Annotated in this window: 22 protein-coding genes and 1 pseudogene; 4 read left to right on the top strand and 19 right to left on the bottom strand. The window is 68.2% G+C overall.

Annotation, left to right across the window (positions count from 1 at the left end):
• Positions 1-69: 69 nt before the first annotated feature.
• Positions 70-987: an oxygenase MpaB family protein gene (locus NR101_RS12540; protein WP_256775133.1), complete on the bottom strand. Its 918-nt coding sequence runs from the start codon at positions 985-987 to the stop codon at positions 70-72.
• A gap of 308 nt (positions 988-1295) precedes the next feature.
• On the opposite strand from NR101_RS12540, the gene NR101_RS12535 reads away from it, so the two are divergent.
• Positions 1296-1910 carry a hypothetical protein gene (locus NR101_RS12535; RefSeq protein ID WP_256775132.1) on the top strand — a complete coding sequence of 205 codons (615 nt, stop codon included), beginning with the start codon at positions 1296-1298 and terminating at the stop codon, positions 1908-1910.
• 39 nt (positions 1911-1949) lie between these two features.
• Here NR101_RS12535 and NR101_RS12530 read toward each other — a convergent pair whose 3' ends face one another.
• From NR101_RS12530 to NR101_RS12475, 12 genes and pseudogenes are all read right to left on the bottom strand, one after another.
• The gene (locus tag NR101_RS12530; RefSeq protein ID WP_256775131.1) at positions 1950-2294 is read right to left on the bottom strand and encodes a hypothetical protein; all 345 of its coding nucleotides are present in this window, start codon (positions 2292-2294) and stop codon (positions 1950-1952) included.
• Between the two features lie 30 nt (positions 2295-2324).
• On the bottom strand, positions 2325-3098 hold the full coding sequence (locus tag NR101_RS12525; RefSeq protein ID WP_256775130.1) for a LytTR family DNA-binding domain-containing protein: 774 nt from the start codon (positions 3096-3098) through the stop codon (positions 2325-2327).
• Positions 3088-4347 carry a histidine kinase gene (locus NR101_RS12520; RefSeq protein ID WP_256775129.1) on the bottom strand — a complete coding sequence of 420 codons (1260 nt, stop codon included), beginning with the start codon at positions 4345-4347 and terminating at the stop codon, positions 3088-3090. Before NR101_RS12520 ends, NR101_RS12525 begins: the two co-directional genes overlap by 11 nt.
• A 141-nt stretch (positions 4348-4488) precedes the next feature.
• The gene (locus NR101_RS12515; protein ID WP_256775128.1) at positions 4489-6138 is read right to left on the bottom strand and encodes a M28 family metallopeptidase; all 1650 of its coding nucleotides are present in this window, start codon (positions 6136-6138) and stop codon (positions 4489-4491) included.
• A 48-nt stretch (positions 6139-6186) separates the two neighbouring features.
• Positions 6187-7821, bottom strand: a complete 1635-nt coding sequence (locus NR101_RS12510) for a CsgG/HfaB family protein (protein ID WP_256775127.1) — start codon at positions 7819-7821, stop codon at positions 6187-6189.
• Positions 7822-7837: 16 nt separating this feature from the next.
• Entirely contained in the window at positions 7838-8506 is a 669-nt protein-coding gene (locus tag NR101_RS12505; RefSeq protein ID WP_256775126.1) for a hypothetical protein, read from the bottom strand.
• A gap of 68 nt (positions 8507-8574) precedes the next feature.
• Positions 8575-9675: a hypothetical protein gene (locus tag NR101_RS12500; protein WP_256775125.1), complete on the bottom strand. Its 1101-nt coding sequence runs from the start codon at positions 9673-9675 to the stop codon at positions 8575-8577.
• Positions 9666-10781, bottom strand: coding sequence for a hypothetical protein (locus tag NR101_RS12495; RefSeq protein ID WP_306175518.1), 1116 nt, complete (start codon positions 10779-10781; stop codon positions 9666-9668). Before NR101_RS12495 ends, NR101_RS12500 begins: the two co-directional genes overlap by 10 nt.
• A 173-nt stretch (positions 10782-10954) precedes the next feature.
• On the bottom strand, positions 10955-12217 hold the full coding sequence (locus tag NR101_RS12490) for a sigma-70 family RNA polymerase sigma factor (RefSeq protein ID WP_256775123.1): 1263 nt from the start codon (positions 12215-12217) through the stop codon (positions 10955-10957).
• Positions 12218-12266: 49 nt separating this feature from the next.
• Positions 12267-12673 (bottom strand): annotated as a pseudogene (locus NR101_RS12485) (VOC family protein).
• 28 nt (positions 12674-12701) lie between these two features.
• Entirely contained in the window at positions 12702-13124 is a 423-nt protein-coding gene (locus NR101_RS12480) for a VOC family protein (protein WP_256775122.1), read from the bottom strand.
• Positions 13125-13137: 13 nt separating this feature from the next.
• Positions 13138-13557, bottom strand: a complete 420-nt coding sequence (locus NR101_RS12475) for a YciI family protein (protein WP_256775121.1) — start codon at positions 13555-13557, stop codon at positions 13138-13140.
• 177 nt (positions 13558-13734) lie between these two features.
• On the opposite strand from NR101_RS12475, the gene NR101_RS12470 reads away from it, so the two are divergent.
• On the top strand, positions 13735-14109 hold the full coding sequence (locus NR101_RS12470) for a YciI family protein (protein WP_256775120.1): 375 nt from the start codon (positions 13735-13737) through the stop codon (positions 14107-14109).
• A 30-nt stretch (positions 14110-14139) separates the two neighbouring features.
• Here NR101_RS12470 and NR101_RS12465 read toward each other — a convergent pair whose 3' ends face one another.
• Complete coding sequence (locus tag NR101_RS12465; RefSeq protein ID WP_256775119.1) at positions 14140-16218, bottom strand: NHL repeat-containing protein; 2079 nt, start codon at positions 16216-16218, stop codon at positions 14140-14142.
• 123 nt (positions 16219-16341) lie between these two features.
• On the opposite strand from NR101_RS12465, the gene NR101_RS12460 reads away from it, so the two are divergent.
• Positions 16342-17862, top strand: a complete 1521-nt coding sequence (locus NR101_RS12460; protein WP_256775118.1) for a tetratricopeptide repeat protein — start codon at positions 16342-16344, stop codon at positions 17860-17862.
• Positions 17863-17901: 39 nt separating this feature from the next.
• On the opposite strand, the gene NR101_RS12455 is transcribed toward NR101_RS12460, so the two are convergent.
• Both NR101_RS12455 and cycA read right to left on the bottom strand, forming a co-directional pair.
• A complete protein-coding gene (locus NR101_RS12455) occupies positions 17902-18675 on the bottom strand; it encodes a lytic transglycosylase domain-containing protein (RefSeq protein WP_256775117.1) in 774 nt (257 codons plus the stop codon).
• Positions 18676-18779: 104 nt separating this feature from the next.
• A complete protein-coding gene (cycA, locus tag NR101_RS12450) occupies positions 18780-20159 on the bottom strand; it encodes a D-serine/D-alanine/glycine transporter (RefSeq protein ID WP_256775116.1) in 1380 nt (459 codons plus the stop codon).
• 258 nt (positions 20160-20417) lie between these two features.
• On the opposite strand from cycA, the gene NR101_RS12445 reads away from it, so the two are divergent.
• On the top strand, positions 20418-22019 hold the full coding sequence (locus NR101_RS12445; RefSeq protein WP_256775115.1) for an EAL domain-containing protein: 1602 nt from the start codon (positions 20418-20420) through the stop codon (positions 22017-22019).
• 21 nt (positions 22020-22040) lie between these two features.
• Here NR101_RS12445 and NR101_RS12440 read toward each other — a convergent pair whose 3' ends face one another.
• From NR101_RS12440 to NR101_RS12430, 3 genes are all read right to left on the bottom strand, one after another.
• The gene (locus tag NR101_RS12440; RefSeq protein WP_256775179.1) at positions 22041-22997 is read right to left on the bottom strand and encodes a polysaccharide deacetylase family protein; all 957 of its coding nucleotides are present in this window, start codon (positions 22995-22997) and stop codon (positions 22041-22043) included.
• Between the two features lie 122 nt (positions 22998-23119).
• Positions 23120-24322: an MFS transporter gene (locus NR101_RS12435; protein WP_256775178.1), complete on the bottom strand. Its 1203-nt coding sequence runs from the start codon at positions 24320-24322 to the stop codon at positions 23120-23122.
• 11 nt (positions 24323-24333) lie between these two features.
• Entirely contained in the window at positions 24334-25527 is a 1194-nt protein-coding gene (locus NR101_RS12430; protein WP_256775114.1) for a serine hydrolase domain-containing protein, read from the bottom strand.
• Positions 25528-25750 lie beyond the last annotated feature (223 nt).

Here is a 25750-nt window from a genome sequence, read left to right as displayed (position 1 = left end):
CGGCGTGTCCCGCGAACCCACACACCCCCGCCCCGCCCGCCGGCGCGCAGACAAGAAGGCTCTTATGCATCACCCCCACTCACCCAACACACTCCCCGGCACGCCCATCCGCGTACAGGCACGTGTCGCCAACCCATCCTGCAACGCACGCCGGAACAACGGCGCCATCGCACGCAGCACCCGCCCCGAGGTACGGGACTGTGCGCGCTGCACCGCGGTGCGCTCCAGCATCGCCTCGGCCCAGCCCGGCAACAGCGCCGCCCCCGCGCCGAGGAACAGCTCGCGCGACAGCCCCGCCATCGGCACCGGAAGACGAATGCCCGACAACACCGCCAGCACCTCGCGCGAGCGCGCATCGAAACGCAACTGCGGCAACTGCCGGGCGAAATACGCGTCCACCTCCGCTTCCGTAGCCGGCACCTCCGTGGCGCCCAGCGCCTCGGCCACCCGCTTGTACTCGCCGTAATACTGGTCGGCGATCGCCACCGGCACCTCACGGCAATAGCGGCGGCAGCCCTGCAGGAAGCCGTAGGCCTCGGTCACATGCACCCAGGTCAGCAGCGCCGGATCGTCGGCGGAATACACGCGACCGTCGGGCGTCTGCCCGCGTACTTGCGCATGAATACGCTTCACCTTGGCCACCAGCGCCTCCACCTCGCCGGACGGCGCATAGCTGGTGCCGGCCACGAACGCCGTGGTCCGGCGCAACCGCCCGACCAGATCGTCGCGGAAGTTGGAATGGTCATACACCCCGGCCAGCGCCAGCGGATGCAACGTCTGCAGCATCAACGCGCACAGCCCCCCGGCCAGCATCCCCGGAAACTCCGAATGCACCCGCCAGGTCACGCTGTGCGGCCCGAACCAGCCCGGATCGCCCAGTGGCTGGTCGTAGTCGATCCCGCTCTGGCCGCGCGGGAAGGCCCCCAGTACCCAACGCCGGATGGGCGCGGTGACGGGGCGGGAAAGACGTTGCAGCAGTGGCGGCATTACAGATCCAAAGGGGGCGGAGACGACCGCAGGCTGCGCGGTCCACCCCGATTCTGGCCGATCACGCAGCCCCCAGCGAGTCTGGCGGCTCAGCCTCCGTTTCATGTGCAACCGCAGCACGAAAATGGCTGCGACATCTTGTCGCACGCCACGCGCGCAATGATGCGCTGCACCACCGCCTGCCCATTCAGAAAAAGCCCTCGTCCGGCTTCGCACCGCCCCCATTGCACGGTCCGCTGGAAGTGCTAGAACTGAATCCGCCTCACGTTTACCCAATGCGCTGTCGCACGTTCCAGAAGGAGCACGTCATGATCGCTTTGTTCAAGGGTTTGGGTTTGCTGTTGCAGGACAACGAGCTGTACAACAGCCCGTTCGAAAAACAGGTCGCGCATTGGCGTAACAAGAGCGAGCAGCAGATCCGCGAGGAAGTGGAGGTGCTGGCCAAGGCCAAGGGCCAGTGGCTGATGGCCTCGATCGTGGGCTGGCAGGCCTCCTCGCTGTTGATCCTCGGCCTGATCAGCAACTACCTGTGGCGCGACGACTTCCATATCACCTTCACCCGCGTGGTGATCGTGTTCGGGTCGTGGATCTCGATCCTGTTCGTGATCTGGTTCATGGCCAACATGTTCGACCATACCGCCGGCTTCGAGCGCTGGATGAAGGCCTTCAACAGCCGCGCGCGGATCACCTCCGACGCCGACACCGTGGAATGCGTGGCCGAGGCGCTGGACATGGCCCAGTTGTATCCGGAAGTGCTCGACTACAAGCAGGCCGTTACCGCCCGCCGCGAGCTGCGCCACGAAGATATCCGCATCATGCGCGAGATCGGCCGGATGAAGCAGCATTCGGAACTGGTCGGCCAGCTCAACCATGTGGGTGAGCAGGACCACCGCGGCAACCTGCACCTGCAACCGGCCTTCTAGCCGTCCCGGAATCCGGGGGGAGCCACAATGCCACCGTGATCACTCACGGTGGCATTGTTCTTTGGGCTGCCCGCTGACGCACAGGCTGAATCCCTTGGGCAGATCCGGCACCCGTTCGGTCTTGCCGACCGCCACCGACAGGCGCCGCAAAGGCGCCTGTGTGCAGGCCGCATCGGTCTTGCAGCCCGGGGCCAGCACCAGGTAGTGGCACTGGCCACTGCTGCTGGCGATGCACTCGAACTGTGCCACCCCGTCCACCACCGTGCTCTTGCTGTAAAGCGCATCCACGCCATTGGCACGCACGCGGGTGACCGAGGTGTTGTTGGACTGTGCGCAGCCGGCGATGGCCAGCACGGCGGTGCACAGGATAAGTACGTGGCGCATGGTCGCTCCAGGATGGGGTGGACAGGTGGCTTACATGCCGCGGAACAGGCTCATGAACGGTTGGCTGACACTGAGCAGCTCGGCGCGGTGTTTCAGGCGCAGTTGGCCGCGCCCACTCTCATCGCGGCTGACCGCGGCCACCGCTTTCATGTTGACGATGGTGGAACGATGCACCTGGCGGAAACGCTGCGGGTCCAGCACGTCCAGCAACTCGCGCAGCGGCGTGCGCAGCAGACTTTCGCCCTGCTCGGTAACCACCGTGGTGTACTTGCTGTCGGCACGGAAGTACAGCACGTCCTCCAGCATGATCAGCTGCGTATCGCGGCCGTTGCTGGCGGTGATCCAGGCCAGCGGCGGCGTGCTTGGCGCGCTGGCGCCGCTGTGGCCCAGCCGCTGCAGCAGTTGCTCGAGCATCGCGCTGTCGGGCCGGCCCTGCTGCATGCGCGCCAGGATGCGCTCGCGGGTGGCAAGCAGGCGCTCGTCGCTGACCGGCTTGAGCAGGTAGTCCATCGCGCCCTGCTCGAAGGCATCGATGGCGTACTGGTCGTAGGCGGTGACGAACACCACCTGCGTGCGCGGGCTGATGTCCGGCAACGCGCGAGCCACGTCGATGCCGGTGATGCCGGGCATGCGGATGTCCAGGAAGGCCAGGTCCGGCTTGAGCTCGGCCAGCTTCTCCAGCGCGCAGGCACCGTCTTCGCATTCGGCCACCAGCCGCAGTTCCGGCCACAACCGCTGCAGCTGGGCCACCAGCGACTGGCGCAGCAGGTCTTCGTCTTCGGCGATGAGGGCATCAAGCTGCATGGATCGCCTCGCGCGCATCCCGCGGCAGGGTAATGGTAGCGGCCACGCCGCTGGGGAAGTTGGACACGATGGCCACGCCGGCGCGTTCGCCGCAGGTCAACCGCAGCCGTTCGCGCAGGTTCTTCAAGCCGATGCCGGTGCCGCTGCTGCCGTGCCCGAAGCCCAGCCCGTCGTCGGCCACGGTCAGGGTCACGTGGTCGTCGAAGGGGCGCGCGATGATCCAGACCGTGCCACCGCCGGGCTTGGGTTCCAGGCCGTGCTTGATCGCGTTTTCCACCAGGGTCTGCAGCGCCATCGACGGCAGCGGCAGGTCCAGCAGTGCCGGCGCCACATCGACCTGCAACGCCAGGCGGGCACCCATGCGGATCTTGAGGATTTCCAGGTAGGCCTGGGCACGCTCCAGCTCCACGCGCAGGGTGGACATCGATTCGTCCACACTCGGCAGCGAGCTGCGCAGGTACTGGATGAGATGGCCCAGCATCTGGTCGGCACGCGGGGGATCGGTGCGGGTGAGCACCTGCGCGTTGGCCAGCGTGTTGTAGAGGAAGTGCGGCTCGACCTGGGCATGCAGCAGGTTGAGCTTGGCCACCGACAGTTCCTTTTCGGTGGAGGTCTGCTCGGCCGCGGCCTGCTCGTCACGGCGCTGCTCGGACACGCGGCGGGTGATGGCGCGGCTGACCGCTTCGGCGTTCTCGTAGTTGCTGCCTTCGTCCACCGCCAGCAGGTCGGCCCAGACCCCGGCATCGGGTTCGAACAGCAGGGTGACGCTGCTGGTGCCCTGCCCCGGGGTGACCGTGGCCAGCACGCTGTTGCGGCGGATCGCCAGCCGTGCCGGCAGGTTCCAGCGCGACGGCGGGCGGCCGTTGTAGGGATCAACACGACGTACGTACGCGCGCACCTGCAGGCTGCCGGCGGCGCTTTCGATGTCTTCCACCCGCGGAAGCTCGGCGATGGCCTTTTCCAGCAGCGCGAAGGCCGGGCCCGCATCCATCGGCAGTTCGATCTGGCGGCGTTGGCGGCTGGACAGGGTCGTCCCGTCCAGGTGCCCGGCCACCAGCCAGACGCGGCGGAGGTGGGTGATGCAGCTGCCGATCGCGGTGACCATCAGGAACATCGCCAGCAGGCCGAAGACCCAGCCGGGTCCGTCGTCCATGCCGCTGAAGATGCCACTCCAGACGAAACCGGCCACGACGATCGCGGCGGCCCAGGCCAACAGGATGCGGAGAATCAGAGCGAGGCTGGGGAGCACGGCGGCGTCTTCACATAGGGTGTGAGGCGAGCATAGCCCTGCCACCGCCGGGAACAAGCGGCATGCGACGAAGGCGGGAAATGGGGGGATGAAGCCGGGCAAGCGGCGTCCCCACCGGCGATGCCGGTGGGGACGGTCGGCTTATTTCCGCTCGGCGGCGCTGGCATCGCGCGGCGCACGGAACTGGGAATCGTCGATCCAGTTCGGCCAGGCCCGCGAATTGGCCAGCTGGTTGCCCAGGGTGTACAGCACTTCCAGGTCGCGCGAGGCGCCGGCGAAGGTCCAGTCCGGCTGCCACTCATCGCCCTGCTGGTGGTAGCGCTTGGCGGTGTAGTCGTCCGAGGCGGCCTTGCCTGCGGCCACGCCGCCGTCCACCCAGTCCTGGCCGGCCGAGTAGGACACGGCCGGCACGCCGCGCTTGGCGAAGGGGAAGTGGTCGGAGCGGAAGAACAGGCCGGCTTCCGGCTTCGGGTCCGGGGTGTAGCGGATGTCCCAGCCCTTGGCCACGTCCTTGAGCTGGTCCAGCAGTTCCAGCTTGGCCGAGCCGTAGATGCCGAAATCACGCGAGGGCCCGAACGGCGCCATGCCGTCCATGTTGATCACCGCCACGGTCTTGCTCAGCGGGTACAGCGGATGGCTGGCGTAATACTCCGAGCCGAGCAGGCCCTTCTCCTCGGCGGTGACCGCCAGGAACAGCACCGAACGCTCCGGGCGCTTGCCCTTGGCAAAGCCGCGCGCCAGTTCGACCAGCGAGGCGGTGCCGCTGGCGTTGTCCAGCGCGCCGTTGAAGATGGTGTCGCCGTTGGCGTCGGGCTTGCCCACGCCGATGTGATCCCAGTGCGCGCTGTATACGACGGTCTCGTCCGGATGCCTGCTGCCTTCCAGGCGTGCGGCCACGTTGTGCGAGGTGATCACCTCGGACTTGACCGCGTACTTGGCCGAGAAGGTTTGGCCCTTCAGCTCCACCGGCTTGAAGTCGCGGGTCTGCGCCTGCTGCTTGAGCGTCTCGAAATCCAGGCCCGCGCGCTTGAACAGCTCCACGGCCAGGTCGCGCTGGATCCAGCCTTCCAGCAGCGGATGCGCCTCGGCCGGGTTGTCGCGGACCACGTCGAACATGGTGTTGGTGTTGGAACCGGCCACGGTGGCCCAGCCATAGGACGCCGGTGCGGTTTCGTGCACGATCAGCACGCCGAGTGCGCCCTGGCGCGCGCCTTCTTCGTACTTGTAGGTCCAGCGACCGTAGTAGGTCATGCCCTTGCCGTCGAAGTCGCCCTGGCCGCTTTCGAAGTCCGGGTCGTTGATCAGCACCACGGCGATCTTGCCCCTCAGGTCCACGCCCTTGAAGTCGTCCCAGTGGCGCTCCGGTGCGTTGACGCCGTAGCCGAGGAAGACCAGCGGCGCATTCTTGATATCTACTTCGGAGGCACCGTTCATGGCGGCGCGCACGGCGATTTCCTTGCCCTGGCTGAGCACCTGCGGCTTGCCCTTGCTGGCCAGCGACAGGCTCGGCGTGCCGACGATATCGCCCTTGCGCAGCGGCACGGCCTGGGTCCACAGACGCTTGCCGTCCTTGAGGTCGCCGCCCGGCTGCAGGCCCGCCGCCGCGAACTGCCGGCTCAGGTAGGCAATGGTCTTCTCTTCACCGGCGGTGGCCGGCGAACGCCCTTCGTAGGCGTCCGAGGCCAGTTCCTTGACGTCGGCGGAGATCCGCGCGCCGTCGAACTTCGGCGTTGCCGCCATCAGCGCGCTGGACACCGACAGCGCCAGCACGCTCAGTACTACTCGTTTCATCGCTCTCTCCACAACGGGACCACGTAGATCCCGAGTGTAGGCGATGCGTTACCAGTTGGGATCTTCTGCCGGTGCCGCCGGCTTGGGGGCCGCAGAACGTTTCGCGGCCGGCTTGGCCGCCCCACCGGACGAGGCGGTCGCCGCAGCCTTCACCGGGGCCGCCTTCTGGCGCAGCTCGATCGCGCCAGGCTTGAAGGTCGCACCGCCCAGATCGGCGCCCCCTTCAATGGTGCCGTAGGAGGTCTGCGAGGCCACGCGGTCGATCCGCACGGTGCAGCACGGCGTCTCGGTGCGGCCCAGCGAACGGCCGGTCTGCGGGTCCTTCAACGCCTCGCCCAGCATCACCGCCTGCCAGCGCTGGCCAACCTGCAGCGAATCGCCGCCCTGGCTGAGCACCACCTGGTCACCGCTCATCGACACCACCGACACCGGGAAGATCTCGGTGATGATCGCGCTGCCGATCTGGCCGGACAGCGAATCCATCATCGCCGCGGCCATGCCCTTGCCATCGACCACGCGTGGCAGCGTGCTCGGGCCGGTCGAGGCCAGCTGGTGGTCGAAGCTGTCGGACATCACCACCTCGCCGGTGGCCGCGTTGAGCAGCCGCAGGGTGATGCGACCGCCACCGGAATACGAGCTGACCTGGCGATCGGACATGCGCAGCTGGCGCACGCTGCGCGGGTACTCGAAGCGCTCGATGCTCGGGATGAGGATCAGGTCGGTGGCCAGTTGCTGGCCCAGCCGCGCGGTGTCCTGCAGGCGCACGTTGCCGCTGTTGATGTGGTCGATCTCGGCCTGCATCTCGGCGCCGAACTCGCGATCGAGCACGATGAAACGCTTGGTCTGGGTCAGGGTGTCGTTGAGGCGCGCACGGATCGCGCGGGCCACCTCGTCGCTGCTGACCCGGCCGTCGCCGACCGCGTAGGTACCGGCGCGCACATGCGGCTCGGCCACGACGATCTTCGGCCGGCCCTGTTCGTCCGGGGCGCGGTACTTGGCGATATCCGCCTTGATCCGCACCTTCCAGTAACTGCGCAGCGTGCGATGGTTGAGGTCGGACTCGAACGACTGTGCGCCGCGCTTGGCCTCCACCTGGGCCTGTTCCTTGTAGCTTTCCTTGATGCTGGCCGAGGCCGAACCGCCACCACCACTGGCTTCGGCACTGGCCTGGCCCGAACCGCTGGCCGAGGCCGAGGCGGAGTAGGTGAAGCCGGCATCGCTGGCACGCACGCGCGCCACCACTTCTTCATCCAGCTGGGTGACTTCTTCCTGCGAGAGGATTTCATACCCCAGCACCGCCCCCTGCGAGGCGGCGATCATCTGCCGGGAAAACGCGTCGGCGCGGATATCGCCGACGTGTTCGCCGTCCACGTCCACATGCAGTCCGGCACGGATGCCCTGCATCTGGCTGGCCACGCGCACGCCATTGACCTGTGCCACCGCCGACTGCAGCGCAGCCAGCACCGCCAGTTCCGGCGTGCTGCCGATACCGTCGGCTTCGCGCGCCACCTGGGTGGTGCCGCCGAAGTCCGGCGCGCCGCGCAGCGGCTGTTCTTCGGCCGGCTGGGCCAGCTTGGTTTCAGGCTTGGCCGGGACCGGCGCCACCGCCTCCTCCTGCTTGCCGCAGGCGGCAAGCAGGGTGGCGGTGAGGGCCAGGCTCAACAGTCGGAGAGAGGTCTGCATGCGTGGCCGTCCTGGATCAGTTCAGGCCGTCGAGCATGGCGTCGGCGTTGCTCGGCAGCTTGATCTTGCTGGCACGGGCAAAGGTCATCGCCGCCTTGGACGAGGAATACAGGCCCTTCAGGTAGCCCGGCGATTCCTTGGCCACCCATGCACCGGCGGCCAGCTTGCGGCCCACGGTGGCCAGCTGGGTGGCACCGAGGTTCTTCATGCCGCTGGCGAAGTTGTTGGCTTCACCGCTCAGCTTCTGGCCTTCGGCAGCGGAGGCCACCAGCGACACCAGGCCGTCGGCGTAATGCTTCTTCGACTCGGCGTTGAGTTCCGGCTGGGCAGCAACGCGTTCGTCGATGGCGGCCTGGGCTTTTTCGCTGACCGAGACCGACTTCTTCATCTGCTCCACGTTGACCGAACCGGACGACAGCGCCTGGCGCTCGGCTTCCAGCAGCTGCACCTGCTCGGCCAGGCCGAAGGCCTTGGCGAAGGAGGTCTGGGCCTGCAGCGAATGCGACTGCGAGCTGACGAAACGACGCACCAGCGCTTCCTGCGCGGCTTCGTCCGGGGCACCGGCGCTGCTGGACGCGGCGCTGTCGCCGCCGCCGACCAGGCCCTTGAGCTTGCCGAGCTGGGCGTGTGCCGGTGCGGCGAAGGTGGTGGCGATGGCCAGTGCGATAAGGGTCTTGCGGATCATGGTGTAGTCCTTGTTTGACGACGGTAGCTGCCGGCCGCTGGCCGGCAGAAGAGACAACCCGCGCTGGATCAGCGCACGGCCTTGACGTTGAGTTCGTTGATCATCTGCTGGGCAGCCTGTTCGGCGGCTTCGCGCAGTGCATTGGTGCGGGCGACGGTTTCATTCGGGCCCAGGCCGGCGTACTGCACCGGACCGACCGAAGACACGGTGCGCGGGAAGCGACCGGTCACGTCCAGTACCTTGCCGGTCACGGTGACATACACGCGGGTGTTGCCCGAGGCCGGGTCGCGGTCGCGCATGCCGATGTCCAGCGTGCCCACCGCGATGTACGGGATGTTGGCCGCGCGGATGCCGTTGGCGGTGTCGCGCAGGGTGGCGGCGGACAGGTCGTTGCCGGTGCTGAAGTCCTTGCGGATGCGCTCGATGCTGAGCAGGCCGCGGCTTTCGCCTTCGACGTACTCCGCTTCGACCACTTCGTAGCCGGCGCTGCTGAAGGCACCGGTCATGGCGGTGTTGACCTCGGCGGCGTTGGCCACCTTCCAGCTGATGTTGTCGCTGCGCGCGGTGGTGCTGCCGCCGCTGGTGACCGACACCGACGCGTTCTGGTTGATGCTGCCATTGGTGCTGACCGAGTTGCCACGGAAGCTGTCGCCTTCGCGGGTCTTCTCGTCATAGCTGCGGCTGGCGTCGACGCGACGGTATTCCTTGTCCTGGAAGGACTGCACGGTGTCCTGCGAGCGCGCCATGAACAGGAAGGTCAGCAGCGAGCGCTCGCTGCTGCGCGCACCGGCCACGGCCGAGCCGGCATCCAGCTTGGTCTGCAGCAGGGTGGTGTTGATCTCGGCGCGCACGGTGACCGAGTAGGTCTTGGCCTTCTTGTCTTCGTCTTCGGACAGCGGCACGGTCGACAGCACGTAGCGGTCGATCTCGCCGATGAACTCCGGGCGACGCGCTTCGAACAGGCGCAGCTTGGCCGCACCGGATTCGGCGATGTAGGCCTCCAGTGCATTTACCTTGGCCTTGTTCAGGGCCTGGGCACGGGTATCGGCGCTCAGCCGAAGGCCGTAACTGGCCGAGCCGGTGCCACGCGAACTGGCGGTCTGCGCAGCGACCGGCGCGGCCACCATCAGCGCAATGAGAATCAGCAGAACGGCACGAATCAACGACATGATTTGATCAACTCCTGGAGGGCCTGGGTCTGTTGCTGCAGCGGGCGTCCGCCCGGCTTCTGTTCGTCCAGCCAGGCGCGCGAATCGGCGCGTTTGGCCGCAGCGCCGGCGAAGGCATCGAGCCCGGCCAGCACGGTTTCATAGCTGGCCGACCACTGGTCGACCTGCCACTGGGTCACCGGCACCACCTTGGTGGCGCCCTTGCGCAGCGGCTGGTCGAAGAAGACCTTGCCGGAGAACGGTTCGACCACCGAGACCTGGAAGAACGCGCCAAACAGCATCGTCTTCATCGCCGCGGTTTCGCTGATCACGCCACTCTTCATCGCATCCAACTGCAGCTTGATGACGTAGTCCGGCTCGGGGATCTTCAGCTGGTACACCTTGCCGTCGGCAAAGCGCGCGGCCATCGCACCGCCGATCGCCTCGCCAGTGGCCGGCGGCAGCAGGCCGATGCCGGTGTTGGACGAGAGCGTCTTGGACAGCTCATGGGCCAGCGTGGCGCGCAACGGGGCTTCCAGCGACGGGTTGGGCAGCTTGGCGCGGGCCGCGTCGGACAGCGTCACCGCACCCACCTGCAGGCGACGCACCGACGCGTTGGGCAGCTGTGCGCCGGACAGGGTCTGGGCCAGCACCGCGGGCAGGCTGCTGGCGGCGCTGCCGTACAGCAGGTCGGCCACGATCGCGTTGATCTCGTCCTCGTCCGGACGGTCCTCGCGCAGGTCGATGCGCTGCAGGGTGAGCGGATAGGAGGCGATCACCTGGCGCTCGCGGAAGTCGAAGAACAGCGCCTGCAGCGCCACTTCCACCAGCACCTTGTACTGGTCGCCGATCGGTTCGACCGAGACCAGTTCGCGATCCAGCGCGGCAGCCAGCACCGTGGCGCTGGTGGTGCCATCGAGCTTGGCCAGCTGGTCGCTGATCAGCTGCAGGTGGGCCGGCGGCTGTCGGCGCAGGGCGCCGCCGAGCTGCTGGTTGAGCGCTTCGGCACCGCGCCGTTCGATCACCGCGGTGCTGTGCGGGGCGACGTCAGTGCGCGCATTGGCCTGGCCGGTGAAGGCGAACCCGGCCCAGTAAACCTGCTGCGACTTGTCGGCAGCGTGGGCCATGCCGGAGAAGGCGATGACGCACAACAACAGCCACGCGCGTGGCGCGCGCGCCCGCTTCTTCCCTGAAAACATCTGCCTGCGTCCCTTGTGTGACCGGGTCCGAAGACGGCACCGGTTTCATGAATGGGCGCAACGATAGCCCCTCGCCTATCTGCGAGCAAGCTGCGATATCGTCAGCCCATGGGGACGGCAGCGGCCCGGGCCTCAAGCAGGGCCTTTTCGCGCGCGTTGGCGGTCAAGGCGGCCGCACGCAGGAACGCCGCGCGCGCCTCCTCGCCCCGCCCCAACTGCGCCAGCAGGTCGCCCTGCACCGCCGCCAGCGGCGCGTAGTCCTGCAGCCGGCCGTCCTGCGCCAGGCGTTCCACCAGCGGCCAGGCGGCGGCCGCGCCCTCGGCACGCGAGACCGCCACGGCCCGGTTCAACTCGATCACCGGCGAAGGTTGCTGGCGCGCCAGCCGTTGGTAGAGCGTGGCCATGCCAGCCCAGTCGGTGTCCTGCACGCGGCGCGCGCGGGCGTGGCAGTCGGCGATCAACGCCTGCAGTACGTAGGGATCCTCGCCGCCGCCGAGTGCGATCGCCTGCTGCAGTGCCGCCTGGCCACGCGCGATCTGCAGCCAGTCCCAGCGCGTCCGGTCCTGCTCAGGCAGCAGGATCGGCGCGCCGTGTGCATCCACGCGCGCGGCCGCGCGCGAGGCCTGCAGTTCCATCAACGCCACCAGTCCGTGGATCTGCGGCCAGGCCGGCAGCCGGTGCAGCAGCACCCGACCCAACCGCAACGCCTCCTCGCACAGCGCCGGACGCATCCAGTCATCGCCGGCACTGGCGGCATAGCCTTCGTTGAAGATCAGGTACACCACCTCCAGCACCGAGGCCAGCCGCTCGGGCAATGCGGCCTGGCGCGGCACTTCGAACGGCACCTCACGGGCGGCAAGGGTGCGCTTGGCACGCACGATGCGCTGGGCAAGGGTGGGTTCGGGTTGCAGGAACGCGCGCGCAATCTCCTCGGTGGTCAGCCCGCCCAGCAGGCGCAAGGTCAGCGCCACCCGCGCATCGGGCGACAGCACCGGGTGGCAGGCCACGAACATCAAACGCAGCAGGTCATCGCCGATGTCGTCCTGCAGCGCATCGCTGTCATCGGGGGATGGCAGCGGCTGCGGCTCCAGTTCGCTGGCGTACCGGGCATGCTGGCCGGCCACGCGCTGGTGCTGGCGCAGCACGTCGATGGCACGATTGCGCGCCGTGGTCATCAGCCAGGCTCCCGGGTTGTCCGGAACCCCCTGCGCCGGCCAGCGCTCCAGCGCGGCCAGCCAGGTGTCCTGGGCCAGTTCTTCGGCACGCCCGACATCGCCTCCCAGCATCCGGGCCAGGCGCGCGATCAGGACCGGCGCCTCCATGCGCCAGAGGGTGTCCAAACGGTGCGAGAGTGCGGTGTCCATGGACGCGATCACAGCATCAGTGTCGACCCCGCACAAGCACGGCGCCGCATCAGCCCGGCGCACCGTCCATATGCGCGATTTCCCACAGGTGCCCATCCAGGTCCTGGAAACCGCGCTGGTACATGAAGCCATAATCGCGCGCCGGCTGGGGCTCGCTGGCGCCGGCCTGCAGCGCCTTGTCCACCCATGCGTCCACGTCCGCGCGGCTGGACGCCGACAGGCAGGTGACACCTCGGTCTGCAGGCGCGCATCACTGATCGGCTTGGCGGTGAACTGGCTGAAGAAGCCCTCCACCAGCAGCATCACGAAGATAGTGTCGCTGATGATCATGCAGGCCGCATCGGCATTGGTGAAGGTGGGATTGAAGCTGTAGCCCAGCGCGGCGAAGAATGCCTTGGAGGCCTCCAGGTCGCGCACGGGCAGGTTGACGAAGATCATCTGCGGCGAATCGGTCATGGCACAACATCCTTGAAAGGAAGAGGGATCAGGGCTGTTTCATGCAGTTGACCATCCACGGCTTGCCGTAGCGGTCGATCAGAAAGCCCCAGCGATGCGCCCAGAAGGTCTCGCCGATCGGCATCTTTATCTGCCCACCCTCGGCCAGCGCCTTGAACACGCGCTCGGCTTCGTCGATGGAATCGACATCGACGTTGATCGTGGTGCTGTTCTCACCCGCCGGGGACGGACCGTCGGCGGCCATCAGGATCGCGCCGTCCACCTCCAGCTGGCTGTGGGCGACGTGATCCAGGGTTTCCGGCGGCATCTCGCCACAGCCCTCGGCGCTTTCCATCGGCGGCATGTCGCGGTACTTCATTTCCGAGACGACCTTGCCGCCGAGGACCTGGGCGTAGAACGCCATTGCCTCGTGGGTAGTGCCGTTGAAGCTCAGGAACGGGATCAGTTTCATCGGGATTCTCCTCTCAATGGCCGCTGTCGAGACGGTCGCGCAGACGCTGTGCCTGCGCCTGTAATTCGGGGGTGAAGGCCGCGCCGAAATCCTCCGGGCCGAAGACCGGGCGCAGCTCCACGACGGCGCCCGGACCGAACGGCGCGCGGGTGAGCCATTCGGTGGCTTCGTCCAGCGAGCGCACCTGCCACAGCCAGTAGCCGCAGACCAGCTCGCCGGTTTCGGCGAAGGGGCCGTCGATCACCCGCGGGGCCGCCTCCCCGAAGGCCACCCGGCGCGCACGCGAGGTCGGGTGCAGGCCCTCGCCGGCCAGCATGATCCCGGCCTGCACCAGCGCCTCGTTGAAGGCGCCCATGGCGCGGATTTCTGCTTCGGTGGGCATCTGCCCGGCCTCGGTGGCCGGGGTGGCCTTGACGAATACCATTACTTTCATCGGTCTGCTCCGGGTGGGCGCGCCGGTTGGCGGGCCCTTCACTGGTTACGACGACCCGGTGGGGCGGAAATCGACACGCCTGCAGAATAAATTTCCTGCTCCGTCGTGCCGCGCTGCAACACACCCGTCGCGCCGGCTGCGGCATCATGGCCGCCCCTGCCCAGGAGCGGTCCCGCCATGCAATTCCTGCTGCTGATCTATATCGACGAAGGCCTGCTGCAGGCCCTGCCCGGCGAGGAATACGATCGCCTCATGCACGATTGCCTGCAGCATGCCGATGCCCTGCAGGCCAAGGGCACCCTGGTGCTGGCCCAGCAGCTGCAGCCGGTGGACAGCGCGCGCACCCTGCGCACCCGCCAGGGGCAGGCGCGGATCACCGACGGCCCCTTCGCCGAAACCCACGAACTGCTGGCCGGCTTCAACCTCATCAACGCGCGCGACCACGACGAAGCGTTGGCCATCGCCCGGCAGTTTCCGTGGTCGCGGTTCGGCAGCATCGAAGTGCGGCCATTGGCCGACATGGACGCCGAACGCGCGCGCGTCGGCGCCTGAGGCCGCCGCCCCAGCGCGTAGCCGTTGCCGCTACAGCAGGGTGATCTTCAGGTCGCGCGCACCGATGCCTTCATTGCCGCTGTAGTCGCGCGCGCTGGCGCGGATCACGTAGTCGCCGGCCGGCAACGCGTCCGGCTGCCAACGACCGGTTTCCACCCGACCATCGCGCACGGTGTTAGTCACCAGGTAGCGGAAGCGGGTGACCGCGCTGCCATGCACGGTGATGCCGCTGTCCGGTGCATAGGCCACCTTGGTGGCACTGTCGCGCGGGGGCATTGAATTGAACACGATGTTGAAGCGCGGCTGCTCATAACCGGGCAGCGGCTGGCCCCGGGCATCGAGGATCTGGTAGCCGACCTGGTAGGACCCGAGTCGACGACGCGCCTGGTTGCCGTCCACCTGGTCCCAGGCCTCCACCACGATCTGCACGCCCGGGCCGCTGCGCGGCAGCGCCACCCGGCCATTCGCGCCAGCGGTGAGCGGCTGGTCCAGATCGTCCAGCAGCGCAACATCGGTGATGCGCGGGGCGACTGTATCGACATAGCCGGTGAACCCCAACGCGACCGCGTTGCGCTCGAAACCGCTGGCGCCCACGCTGAGGTGCACGTGCGCCATCCGGTTGATGCTGCCCAGGCGGTCGCCCACCTGGAAGCGTGTGCCGCGACGCACGCGAATGCGCTGCAGCTTGCCTTCGTCGTTGAACAGCGGCTGCCAACGCGGGTCGAACGGACGATCGGCCGGGTCGCGCCCGACCTTCATGTGGATGTACTTGAGCCGGTCCAGCACCAACCCTTCGGCCTGCCCGCCCGCCGACCAGGTCGGGGTCGGGCTGCTGACCTTGCCATCGGCGATGGCCAGCACGGTCTGGCCGACATCGCCGCGGATATCGAAGCCGCCGTGCAGGTGGTGCCGGCTTTCACCGTGGAAATCGCCACGCACTTCGCCCAGCGTGCCGACGACTTCATGCCAGCTTTGCTGCGGGGCAAGCGGCCAGCGCCCGGCGGTCGCCGGCAGGGGCGCATCCGCCGCCGGCCCGGTCAAGGCCGGGGGTGCGACCGCACCGGCGGCAAGCGCGCCGATCCGATGCACCCGATACGCGGCCGCGTCGGCAACCAGCAGGCGGCCATCGGCGTCGAGCGCGATGCCGGCCGGACGGGCGAGGCGCGGCTGCGTTTCGGCACCGAGCAACGCGATCTGGTGCCCCTGCGGCGTCACCTGCACCAGCCGCCCGCCGGTGTCGCCCACGTACAGCACGTCGTCGTGGGTGACCGCCACCGACAGCGGCCCGTTCACCAGGCCACCGTCGGCCACCTGCGTGCGCAGCGTGCCATCCGGCGACAGGCGACGGATCGCATTGTTGTACAGATCGGCGATCAGCAGATTGCCATGCGCATCCAGTGCCAGCGCCACCGGGGTATCCAGCCGGGCGTCGCCGCCGATGCCATCCACGGTGCCCGGGCGCTCGCCACCGGCCAGCGTGCGCACCGTGCCATCGGTCTCGATCACGCGGATGCGATCGTTGTAGGTATCGGCCACGAACACCCGGCCATCAATACCCACCGCCACGCCCATCGGCCCGTCGAAGCGCGCCTGCGCGGCGGCACCATCGGAGAAACCGGCCTGGCCGTCGCCGGCCACCGTGCTCACCGCGCCATCGATGCCGATCCGGCGGATGCGGTTGTTGCCGGTGTCGGCCACATAGACATTGCCAGCGGCGTCCAGCGCGATGCCCGACGGCGTATTGAACTGGGCCTGCAGCGCCGGACCGTCGCGCCACCCCTCACCGTTGCCGGCCAGCGTATCCACGCGCCCATCCGGATAGAGACGACGGATGCGGTTGTTGTCGCCGGCGTCGGCGATGTAGGCCACCCCGTTGGCGTCCAGTGCCACCGCGTAGGGATCGGAGAACCGTGCCTGCGCACCGGCCCCCTCGCGCGAACCGTCCACGCCATCGCCGGCCAGTGTTTCGATCCGCGCCTGCCAGCCGAGCACCGTCGGCACCGGACCGGGCGCGATCACCGCCGGCAGCGGTCCCTTGAGGAACGTCCACGCCAGCCCTGCCGCGGTGATCACCGCCACCGCCGCCATCATCCAGTGCCAACGTTTCATTGCGTTCCCTGTCCGTTCGAGCGCACGACCATAAACGTTGGCCGCGCTGCTGCAAAGCCCGTGCGCTTGTGCGTTTGCCGGGTTCCGGGTTCAATCGATGCTCATTCCATGGAAGGACGCCCCATGCCCGGCCTGCGACACCGTCTCGCCGTTTCCCTGCTGCTGGCCCTGTTCGCCACGCCAGCGCTGGCTGCCTCCATCGATGCTGCCACGCCTGCGAATCAGACGGCGCAGCCGTTGGCACAGACGTTGGCCGATACCATCACGCTGGCCGAGAACGGCGACAGCGTCGGCGCGCTGCTGGGCTTTGAGCGCGTGTTTGCCGATCCCGGCTTCACGCAGCTGCCCGAGTCGCTGCGCCTGGACGGCTGGATCACCGCCGGACGTGTTGCGTTCAACGCACGCCAGGCGCGCGATGCACGTCGCTACCTGGATGCCGCGCTGGAGCAGGCACCCGACGATCCGCGCGCCCTGTATGTGCTCGGTCGCCTGCTGCTCTGGCAGCAACAGCCGGTCCAGGGCGCCAGCCTGATCACCCGCTCGCTGCGCGCCTCGGACCAGTTCCTCGGCGACTTCGATGCGGCGATGGCCTACGCGCTGGACGAACAGCTGCACGACCAGCCCGAGGTCCGCCGTGCACTGCTGCAGGTGCTGTTCGACCGGCAATGGCAGGACGACGGCATGGAGCCCGGCGGGCTGTGGCTGACGCTCGCCACCCTGCAGGCCGATGCCGGGGAGCACGCGGCGCTTGCCGCCACCGTGGCGCGCATCGATACGCCGATGGACGTGGTGACGTTGCGCAGCGACAAGCGCTTTGACGCCGTGATCAACCGCCGCGATCCGCGCTTCGATCCGCTGCAGTCCGCACGCCGCCACGTCGATGCGTTGCGTGTGGAAGGCCTGCTGCGTCCCGAGCGCGGCGATCGCATCACCGAGCTCACCGATACCCTGCTGCTGATGGGCGAGCACGAACAGGTGCTGAGCACCACCGAGGCGCTGTACACGCGGTTGGCCGCCGCCGGTGCGTCCCCGTCCTTCCGCGGCGCCGATTACGCGGCCTGGATGCTGATGCACCGCGCCACCGCCGAGCATCGCCTCGGCCGCGATGCACAGGCCGAGGCCACACTGGTCCTCGCCAGCACGCTGCATGAGCAGGCGCCGGCGTTCAATCCGCTGATGCGGCTGTACCTGGCCAGCTGGTACCTGGGCAAGCAGCAGCCCGAGCGTGCCCTGCAGACCCTGGACGGCCTGGAAGAAGGCGAGATCTACGGCGAATATGTGCGCCAGTGGATACGCTTCAATGCCTATCGCACACTCGGCGACGGCGAGCGCTCGGCGCAGGCGCGGCAGTGGCTGCAGTCCAACAAAGGCGAAGGCCGCAGCGTGTACCTGGAGGTACTGATCAGCGAAAACCGGCTGGATGACGCGGCGGCGTGGCTGGTCGCCGCGCTGCAGGACAAGGCGCAGCGCCAGGACCTGCTGCAGCTGCTGCAGGACTTCCGCATGCTGCCGCCGATGCCCGCCGATATGGAAAACGAGAAACGCTGGGCGCAGTTGTTCAAGCGCCGCGACGTGCGCGCCGCCGTCGACGCGGTGGGCCGCATCGAGACCCAGCCCATCTACGGCCGCAGCGTCTGGCGGTGATCCCCGCCGCCGGCCCGTGCATCGGGCCGGCGACCGGCGCTACTTTGCCGGCGTCTCCACCTTGAACCCCATCGCCTCGCGGTAGCGCACGTACAACGTGCTCACCTTGTCCACGTAGTCCAGGGTCTCGGCATACGGCGGCACGCCCTTGTAGCGGGTCACCGCGCCGATGCCGGCGTTGTAGGCGGCCGCCGCCAGCGTACGGTCGCCCTTGTAGCGCTTGAGCAGCGCCTTCATGTAGCGCGCGCCGCCATTGATCGACTGCTCGGCCGAGAGCGGATCGGCCACGCCGAACTCGGTGGCCGTATCGGGCATCAACTGCATCACCCCCTGCGCGCCCTTGGGCGATATCGCGCCCGCATCGAAGCCGCTCTCGGCATGGGCGATCGCCCGCAGCCAGGCGTCTTCCACGCCGGTGGCCTTTGCCGCGGCCTTGAACTGCTTGGCATGGCGGTTGAGCTGCGGCGTACCGACCTTGCCCAGCCCTTCATGCGCCGGCTCACCCGGCGGCGTGGCTACGGTGAATTTCAGGAACACCCGCGAACCTGGCAGGTTGCGCGTGGAATAGACCATCCCGCCGTCCTGCTCGCGCTCGTACAGGGTGCCGCTGAAGACCCCCATGTTGCCCCACAGGTTGGGCGTCTGCACCGCGTTGTCATCCACCTGCTGCGCGGTGCATTTGGAGCCGGGCTCGGGCGCGGTGGCCAGGCTGACCGTGTTGTTCTGCACACAGCGGTACACCGTGCGCGCCGACGCCTCCCACGGCAGCAGCAACGACAACAGGGCCAACGCGGCAGGCAGGGTCGGGTTCATGGGCTCGGTTCGGGGCACGCCAGTCGTGCGGCGCGATCATCCGGCCCAGGCCGCGAACCGAAGGTGAATACCGGGCCCGCCAGGAGGGCGGACCCGGCCGACCCTCAGCGCGGGCCGCCGATCAGCCGCTTGCCGGCGTAGCCCAGGCCCAGCAGCAGGAACCACAGCGGGCTGATCGCCAGCGCGTAGAGGGTGTCCGGCTGCAGGGTCAACAGCACCAGCACGAACACGAAGAACACCAGGCACGCCACGCACATGGCCACGCCGCCGGGCATCTTGAAGGTCGACGCCGCGTGCAGCTGCGGGCGACGGCGGCGGTAGACGATGTAGGAACACAGGATCAGCGACCACACGAACATGAACAACACCGCCGCCAGCGTGGTGACCAGGGTGAACGCGGTGACCAGGTTGGGGATCAGGTAGATCAACATCGCGCCCAGCAGCAGGCAGATGCAGGAAAACAGCAACCCGCGCGCCGGCACCGCCGCCTTCGACAACCGCGCAAAGAAGCTCGGCGCGTGACGCTCCTCGGCCAGCCCGTACATCATCCGGCTGGTGGAGAAGATGCCGCTGTTGGCCGAGGACGTGGCCGAAGTGAGCACCACGAAGTTGATCAGGCTGGCGGCGGCGGGAATGCCGGCCAGCACGAACAGCTCCACGAACGGGCTCTTGCCCGGCACCACTTCGCGCCAGGGGGTGACGGCCATGATCGCGATCAGCGCCAGCACATAGAACACGATGATGCGGATCGGGATCGAGTTGATCGCCTTGGGCAGGTTGCGCTCCGGATCGGCCGTCTCGGCCGCGGTCGTCCCCACCAGCTCGATACCGACGAAGGCGAACACCGCGATCTGGAAGCCGGCGAAGAACCCGGCCAGGCCCATCGGGAACATCCCGCCGTCATTCCACAGATTGGCGAAGGTGGCCTGATGGCCCGACGGCGCGGTGAAGCCCCATGCCACCAGCCCGAAGCCGGTGATGATCAGCGCGCAGATCGCGATGATCTTGATCAGCGCGAACCAGAATTCCATTTCGCCAAACAGCTTGACCGTCACCAGGTTCAGGCTGAGCAGCAGGATCACGCACATCAGCGCCGGTATCCACGGCGCCAGGTCGGGGAACCAGAACTGCGCGTAGGCGGCGATTGCGATCACATCGGCGATCGCGGTGATGATCCAGCAGAACCAGTAGGTCCACCCGCAGAAGAACCCGGCCCACGGCCCCAGCAGGTCGGTGGAGAAGTCGATGAAGGACTTGTACTCCAGGTTGGACAGCAGCAGTTCGCCCATCGCGCGCATCACGAAGAACAGCATCGCGCCGATGATCAGGTAGACCAGGATGATCGACGGACCGGCCAGGCTGATGGTCTTGCCCGAGCCCATGAACAGGCCGGTACCGATGGCCCCGCCGATGGCGATGAGCTGCAGGTGGCGGTTGGACAGACTGCGCCGGAGGTGTTCGGGCGGGGCGGCAGGATCGGACATGGGCTCAGGCCAGGCGGGGCGAAGGCCATGAACATAGAAGAGCGCGGGCGGTTGCGCTACTGCCGCGTCAGTCCGGCCTCGCCATCGGTTGTCGTCTTCACCCTGCAACGCACCCCCTGACCCCGACACTGGCAGTGTCCCGGCAGGCGTCACGGGCAAACCCTGTTCCAATCCCCGCTCGCAGGTGGTGATATAGCGCGCATCGGGGCTGCGGCCACGGACGCCGTTCACCATCCCCCACCGGGCATCGAGGTCTGCTTGAACCGCGCCAGGATCATCGCCGCCACTGTGTTGTTCGCCCTGCTGGGCGCGTTCCTGCCGATCGCCACCGTGGCGTACTTCACCTGGGCCCGGGCCACCGAGGCCGAGCAAGACCGCCTCCAGCTCACCGCCGAACGCACGCTGCTGCGCGCGCACCGCGCCTACGAAGCCGGGCTGGTTGCCCTGCGCCGCCTCAACCAGAGCGCGTTGGAGCCGTGCTCGGCCGACCACCTGCAGTTGATGCGCAGCCTGGTGCTGAGCACCCACTCGGCCGAGCAGGTCGGCTACTTCGAGGACGGCCGGCTGCGCTGTACCTCGTGGGGCATGATGGACAAACAGGTGCCCACGCCCACCCCGGACCACACCACGGCCGATGGCGCCGGCATCACCCTGGGGGTGCGTCCGGTGGCCGGCGACGGCACCGCCCTGCTTTCGGTGTATCTGGGCCGGTACGACCTCCTGGTGGACCCGGCGCGTTTCGTGGATGTCATCACCGATCCCAACGTGCGCCTGGCCGTGGCCAGTCCGGATGGGCGCCTGATGGCGCAGCAGGACATCCTCGACCAGCAACTGCTGCAGCGCCTGCTGCGCGACCCGCACAGCGGGATGGACAGCCACACCCTGTACGCCACCGCGCAGGACCAGGAATGGCTGGCCGTCGCCACCGCGCCGCGCACCGACCTGATGGCCAGCTTCCGCAGGCAGTTCCGGCAATTCATCCCACTGGGAGTGCTGGGCGCGCTGGCGGCGGTGGCGCTGGTGGTCTGGCTGTCGCGGCGGCGGCTGTCGATGAAGGCCGAGCTGGCCACGGCCGTGCGCAAGCGCGAGTTTTTCATGCACTACCAGCCGATCATCGAACTCGACACGGGCATCTGCGTCGGTGCCGAGGCGTTGGTGCGCTGGTCGCGCCCGGACGGCAGCCAGGTGCGCCCGGACCTGTTCATCCCGCTGGCCGAAGAGCACGGCCTGATCGAGGCGCTGACCGACCAGGTCATCGAACTGGTCATCGCCGACATGCGCGCGCTGCTGGTCCAGGACCGCAGCGTGCACATCGCCATCAACCTGTCCGCCGGCGATGTCAGCAGCGGGCGGGCGCTCAAGGTACTGTCGGCCCGTCTGGCCGGCACCGGCATCCACCCGCAGCAGATCTGGCTGGAAGCCACCGAGCGTGGCTTCATCGACGTGCAGCGCGCGCGCAATACCCTGGCGCTGGCCCGCCGCGCCGGGCATTGCGTGGCCATCGATGATTTCGGGGTGGGCTATTCCAGCCTGCAGTACCTGCAGCAATTGCCGCTGGATGCGTTGAAGATCGACAAGTCGTTCATCGACGCCATCGGTACCGACAGCGCTACCAGCCCGGTCACCTCGCACATCATCGACATGGCCAAGACGCTGGGCCTGTTCACCGTGGCCGAGGGCATCGAAACCCCCGCCCAGCTGGCCTACCTGCAGGCGCGCCAGGTGGAGTTCGGACAGGGCTGGCTGTTCTCACGGCCGTTGCCCCCGGAGGCGTTCGTCGCCTTCCATCACCAGCGCCTACAGCAGTACGGCAAGGCCCGCGAAGACATGCAGAACCCCAACGCGGTGGTGGAGGACTGAGCCCTGTCCGGTGCATCGGGCTCATTCGTCGGCAATGCCTGCCAGTTCCAGCACCCAACGCGGCACCTTCGGTTCGCCGGCATAGAAACTGCGCGGCTTGCCGTCGGCCATCGCCCAGCGGTGGATCCAGCTGATCCCCCCGGCGCCGTTGTAGCCATCGGCGTGCGCATAGGCCGGGTCGTCCAACGCCTGTTGCAGCGAGATGAAGGTGTAGCCACGCCGCTTGGTCGCTGCGATCAACTCGCCGATGCTGTCCGCATTCAACGCATTGGCGTGCATCAACCACACCTGTGCCGGCAGGCGACCCAGCAACCGCTGCGACTGATCCTCGTAATAGGCCAGCTTGTTGAGCATGTAGGGCACATAGCCACGCCGCAGCTGGCGCAGGCGCGTATCGCGCAGCACCGGATCGGTTTCGGTATCGCGTACGTGGTCGTAGGCGAACGCCCAGATCCACTCGCTGTTGTCGACCGTGACCGGCGCGATGCGATAGCCATGCTGGTCCAGGAACGCAGCCAGCGCCGCCCGCTGCTGCGGGGTCTGGCCCGCGCGCAGGTACGGATGACGGAACCACCGTGGCGCCTGGCCGCGCTCGGCCAGCAACGGGCGCAGGGTCTTTTCGCCGTCGAGGATGTCCTGCTCGTAGGCATCCAGCCCGATCGCATGCAGATCGACATGGCCACGGGTGTGGTTGCCCAGCTCGAACCCGGCATCGCGCCAGTCGCGCAGCATCTGCACGCGCGTCGGCTGCACCGTTCCGTCCTGCTCCAGCTTGATCTCGTTGACGAAGCCCACCACCGGCACCCGTGCTGCGCTCAGCGCGGCCAGCAGCTGCGCATACCGCTGCGCCAGTTCCGGGTCGTTACGTTCATCCAGCCGCTGCCAGGGCAGGTCGTCGATGGTCAGCGCGATGCGTTGCGCCGGCGATGCCTGCACCGCGCCGGCCACGGCCAGCACGCCCATTCCCATCCATCGCAATACGGTACGGCGCACGCCATGCTCCAGCCTATGATCCCGGCACCAGCATAACGCCCCCATCCCCGCCCCACTGTTCAACGCAAGGCCGGTAGAGCCGGGCCCTGCCCGGCTGCGCGTCCACCTCAGTGCTCGGCGGCGGCCCACGCACGCGGTCGCCGCAGCACCACCGCCAGGGTCATCGCCAGCAACGTCAACAGCACGGCCGGCAGCCAGCGTTCGCCCAGGGTTTCCAGCATCACTCCGCCCACCACGCCCCCGATGGCGATGGCCAGGTTCCAACCGGTCACCACGAACGACTGCGCGATATCACCGGCAACCCCGGCACGCCGCGCTACGGCGGTCTGGAACTGGGTCGCCACGCCACCGAAGGCGATGCCCCACACCACCGTGCCCAGCACCAGCACCGACGGCGAGGTCGGCCACAGCGCGAACGCCGTTGCGGCCAGCACGAAGGCCACCGTACTGGCGATCACCAGCACGCGCAGCCAGCGGTCCACCCATATCCCGGTGATCCAGATGCCCAGCAGCGCGGCCACGCCGAACACCAGCAGCAGGCGGTCCAGCCACGGCGCCGCACCGGCCAGCGCAGCGAACGGCTCGATGTAGGTGTACAGCACGTTGTGCGCCAGGATGAACAGGAACATCGTCAGCAGCGCCGCGCGCATTCCCGGCAGCCGCCACACATCGCCCAGGCGCTGCCGTGCGCCTGCGCCCGGTGCCGACAACGCCGGCAACGCCAGCCGTGCCCACAGCAGCAGGCCCACGCTGAGCAGCGACATCAACCCGAACGCCCAGCGCCAGCCGATGGTCTGCCCGAGCAGCGTGCCGGCGGGAATGCCCAGCGACAGCGCCAACGGCGTGCCCACCATCGCCACCGCGATGGCGCGGCCCTGCAGGCGCGGCACCACCATGCGGCTGGCATAGCCGGCCACCAACGACCACAGCAGGCCCGCGCTGATCCCGGCGATGAAGCGCGCCACCAGCATCACCGCGTAGTGATGGGTGAAAGCGGTGATCGTATTGACCACCACGAAGCCGGCGATCGCCGTCAGCAACAACGGCCGCCGTGGCAGGCGCTGGGTCAGCGCGGTCATCGGCAACGCCGCCACCAGCGAGCCGATCGCATAGATGGTCACCAACTGCCCGACCAGCGCGCGGCTCACGCCCAGGTCGGTGCTCATCGGCGACAACAGACCGGCCGGCAATGCCTCGGTCAGGATGGTCACAAAGCCCGCGCAGGCCAAGGCCAGCAATCCTGCCAGCGGCAGGCGCTCCGACGCGGCCGGCTCCACAGCCAGCGCCGCGGCGCCGGCGTCCCCGCTCATGCCCGCGCCGCTCATGCCGACGCCTCCACCGCGGCGTATACCGCATCGCGCAGTTGCTCGACGAACGCGCCGTGCATGCCTTCGTACAGGGTATTGGTCAGGGCGACCACGCTCAGCCCGCGCGCCGGATCCACGAACCAGCTGTGTCCGTATGCGCCACCCCAGCGCCAGCTGCCGGGTGCCTGTGGCGTGGCCGTCGGGCCGGCATCGTCCAGCACCGCAAAGCCGAGTCCAAAGCCCCAGCCCGGCGCATCCGGCGGGCCCTGTTCGCCCACCTGCGCGCGCGCCATCGCCGCCACGGCCGTGGCCGGCAACCAGTCGCGGCGCGATTCCCCACGCAGCGCTTCGAGCAGGCGCATGACATCGTCGGCCGTACCGACCATGCCGCCGCCCGCCGAGGCGAACGCCGCCGGATCGCTTGCACGGGCCAGGCTGTAACAGATGCCGACGGTGCCCTCGAACGGCGCCACCACCTCGCCCTCGGCCAGCCGGTGCGGCTGCGGCGTGTCGGTGACATAAGGCGTGGCCAACCGCGCCGGGCTGTCGGCATGGAAGCCGGTGTCCTGCATCCCCAACGGCAGGCTCACCTGCTCGCGCACCACCTGCGCCAGCGGCACGCCGGTGGCCGCCTCCAGCAGCGCGCCAGCCACGTCCACGCCCAACGAGTAACGCCACGCCGTACCCGGCGCGAACAGCAGCGGCACCTGTGCGATCCGCCGCAGGTTTTCGCGCAGGCTGATCGGGCTGTCATCCATGCCGTCGCTGACGCCCGCCCGTGCATGCGGGCCGTCGGCGTCGGCATCCAGGAAGCGATAACCCAACCCGGCGCTGTGGCTGAGCAGGTGGCGCAGGGTGATGTCCGGGCGGCGGCCGTCGGCCAGCGCCGGGCGGAAGTCGGGCAGCCACTCGGTGATCGGTGCGTCCAGCGACAGCAGGCCCTGCGCCACCAGCCGCATCGCCGCAGCGGTCACCATCGGCTTGCTGACCGAGGCCAGCCGGAACAGCGCATCACGCGACATCGGCCGTTGCTGCTCGCGATCGGCCCAGCCGCTGGCGCTGGCGTGGACGAGCTGGCCGTGCTGGCGCACCAGCACCATCGCGCCCACGATCTGTTGGCGGGCATGGGCGGCAGACAGCACGGCATCGACCGACGCCAGGCGCGGATCGGCAACGGCAACGGCAGGGAGGTCCAGGACGGAGGACATGGGGGACGGTCCAGCAGGAGGGGAGCGCCATCGTCGGCCTTCACTGCCCAGGCAAACACCCAGGCGGCGCTCCATACATTCCGGACGCAGCATTCCGCAATCATGGAAATCCCCGTACCACCAAGAGATCCGGCCGCAGCGCGCCCCGATGCACCACTGCGTCCCACCGGCACGGCCGCCAAGCCCCCCGGTGCCGCTAGAGTGGCGTCTTTCCCCCCTTGGT

Source organism: Stenotrophomonas sp. Ste86 (assembly GCF_024519465.1).
Taxonomy (GTDB): domain Bacteria; phylum Pseudomonadota; class Gammaproteobacteria; order Xanthomonadales; family Xanthomonadaceae; genus Stenotrophomonas.
The sequence above is the reverse complement of the archived record's forward strand: the minus strand, read 5'-3'. Positions and strand labels throughout refer to the sequence as shown.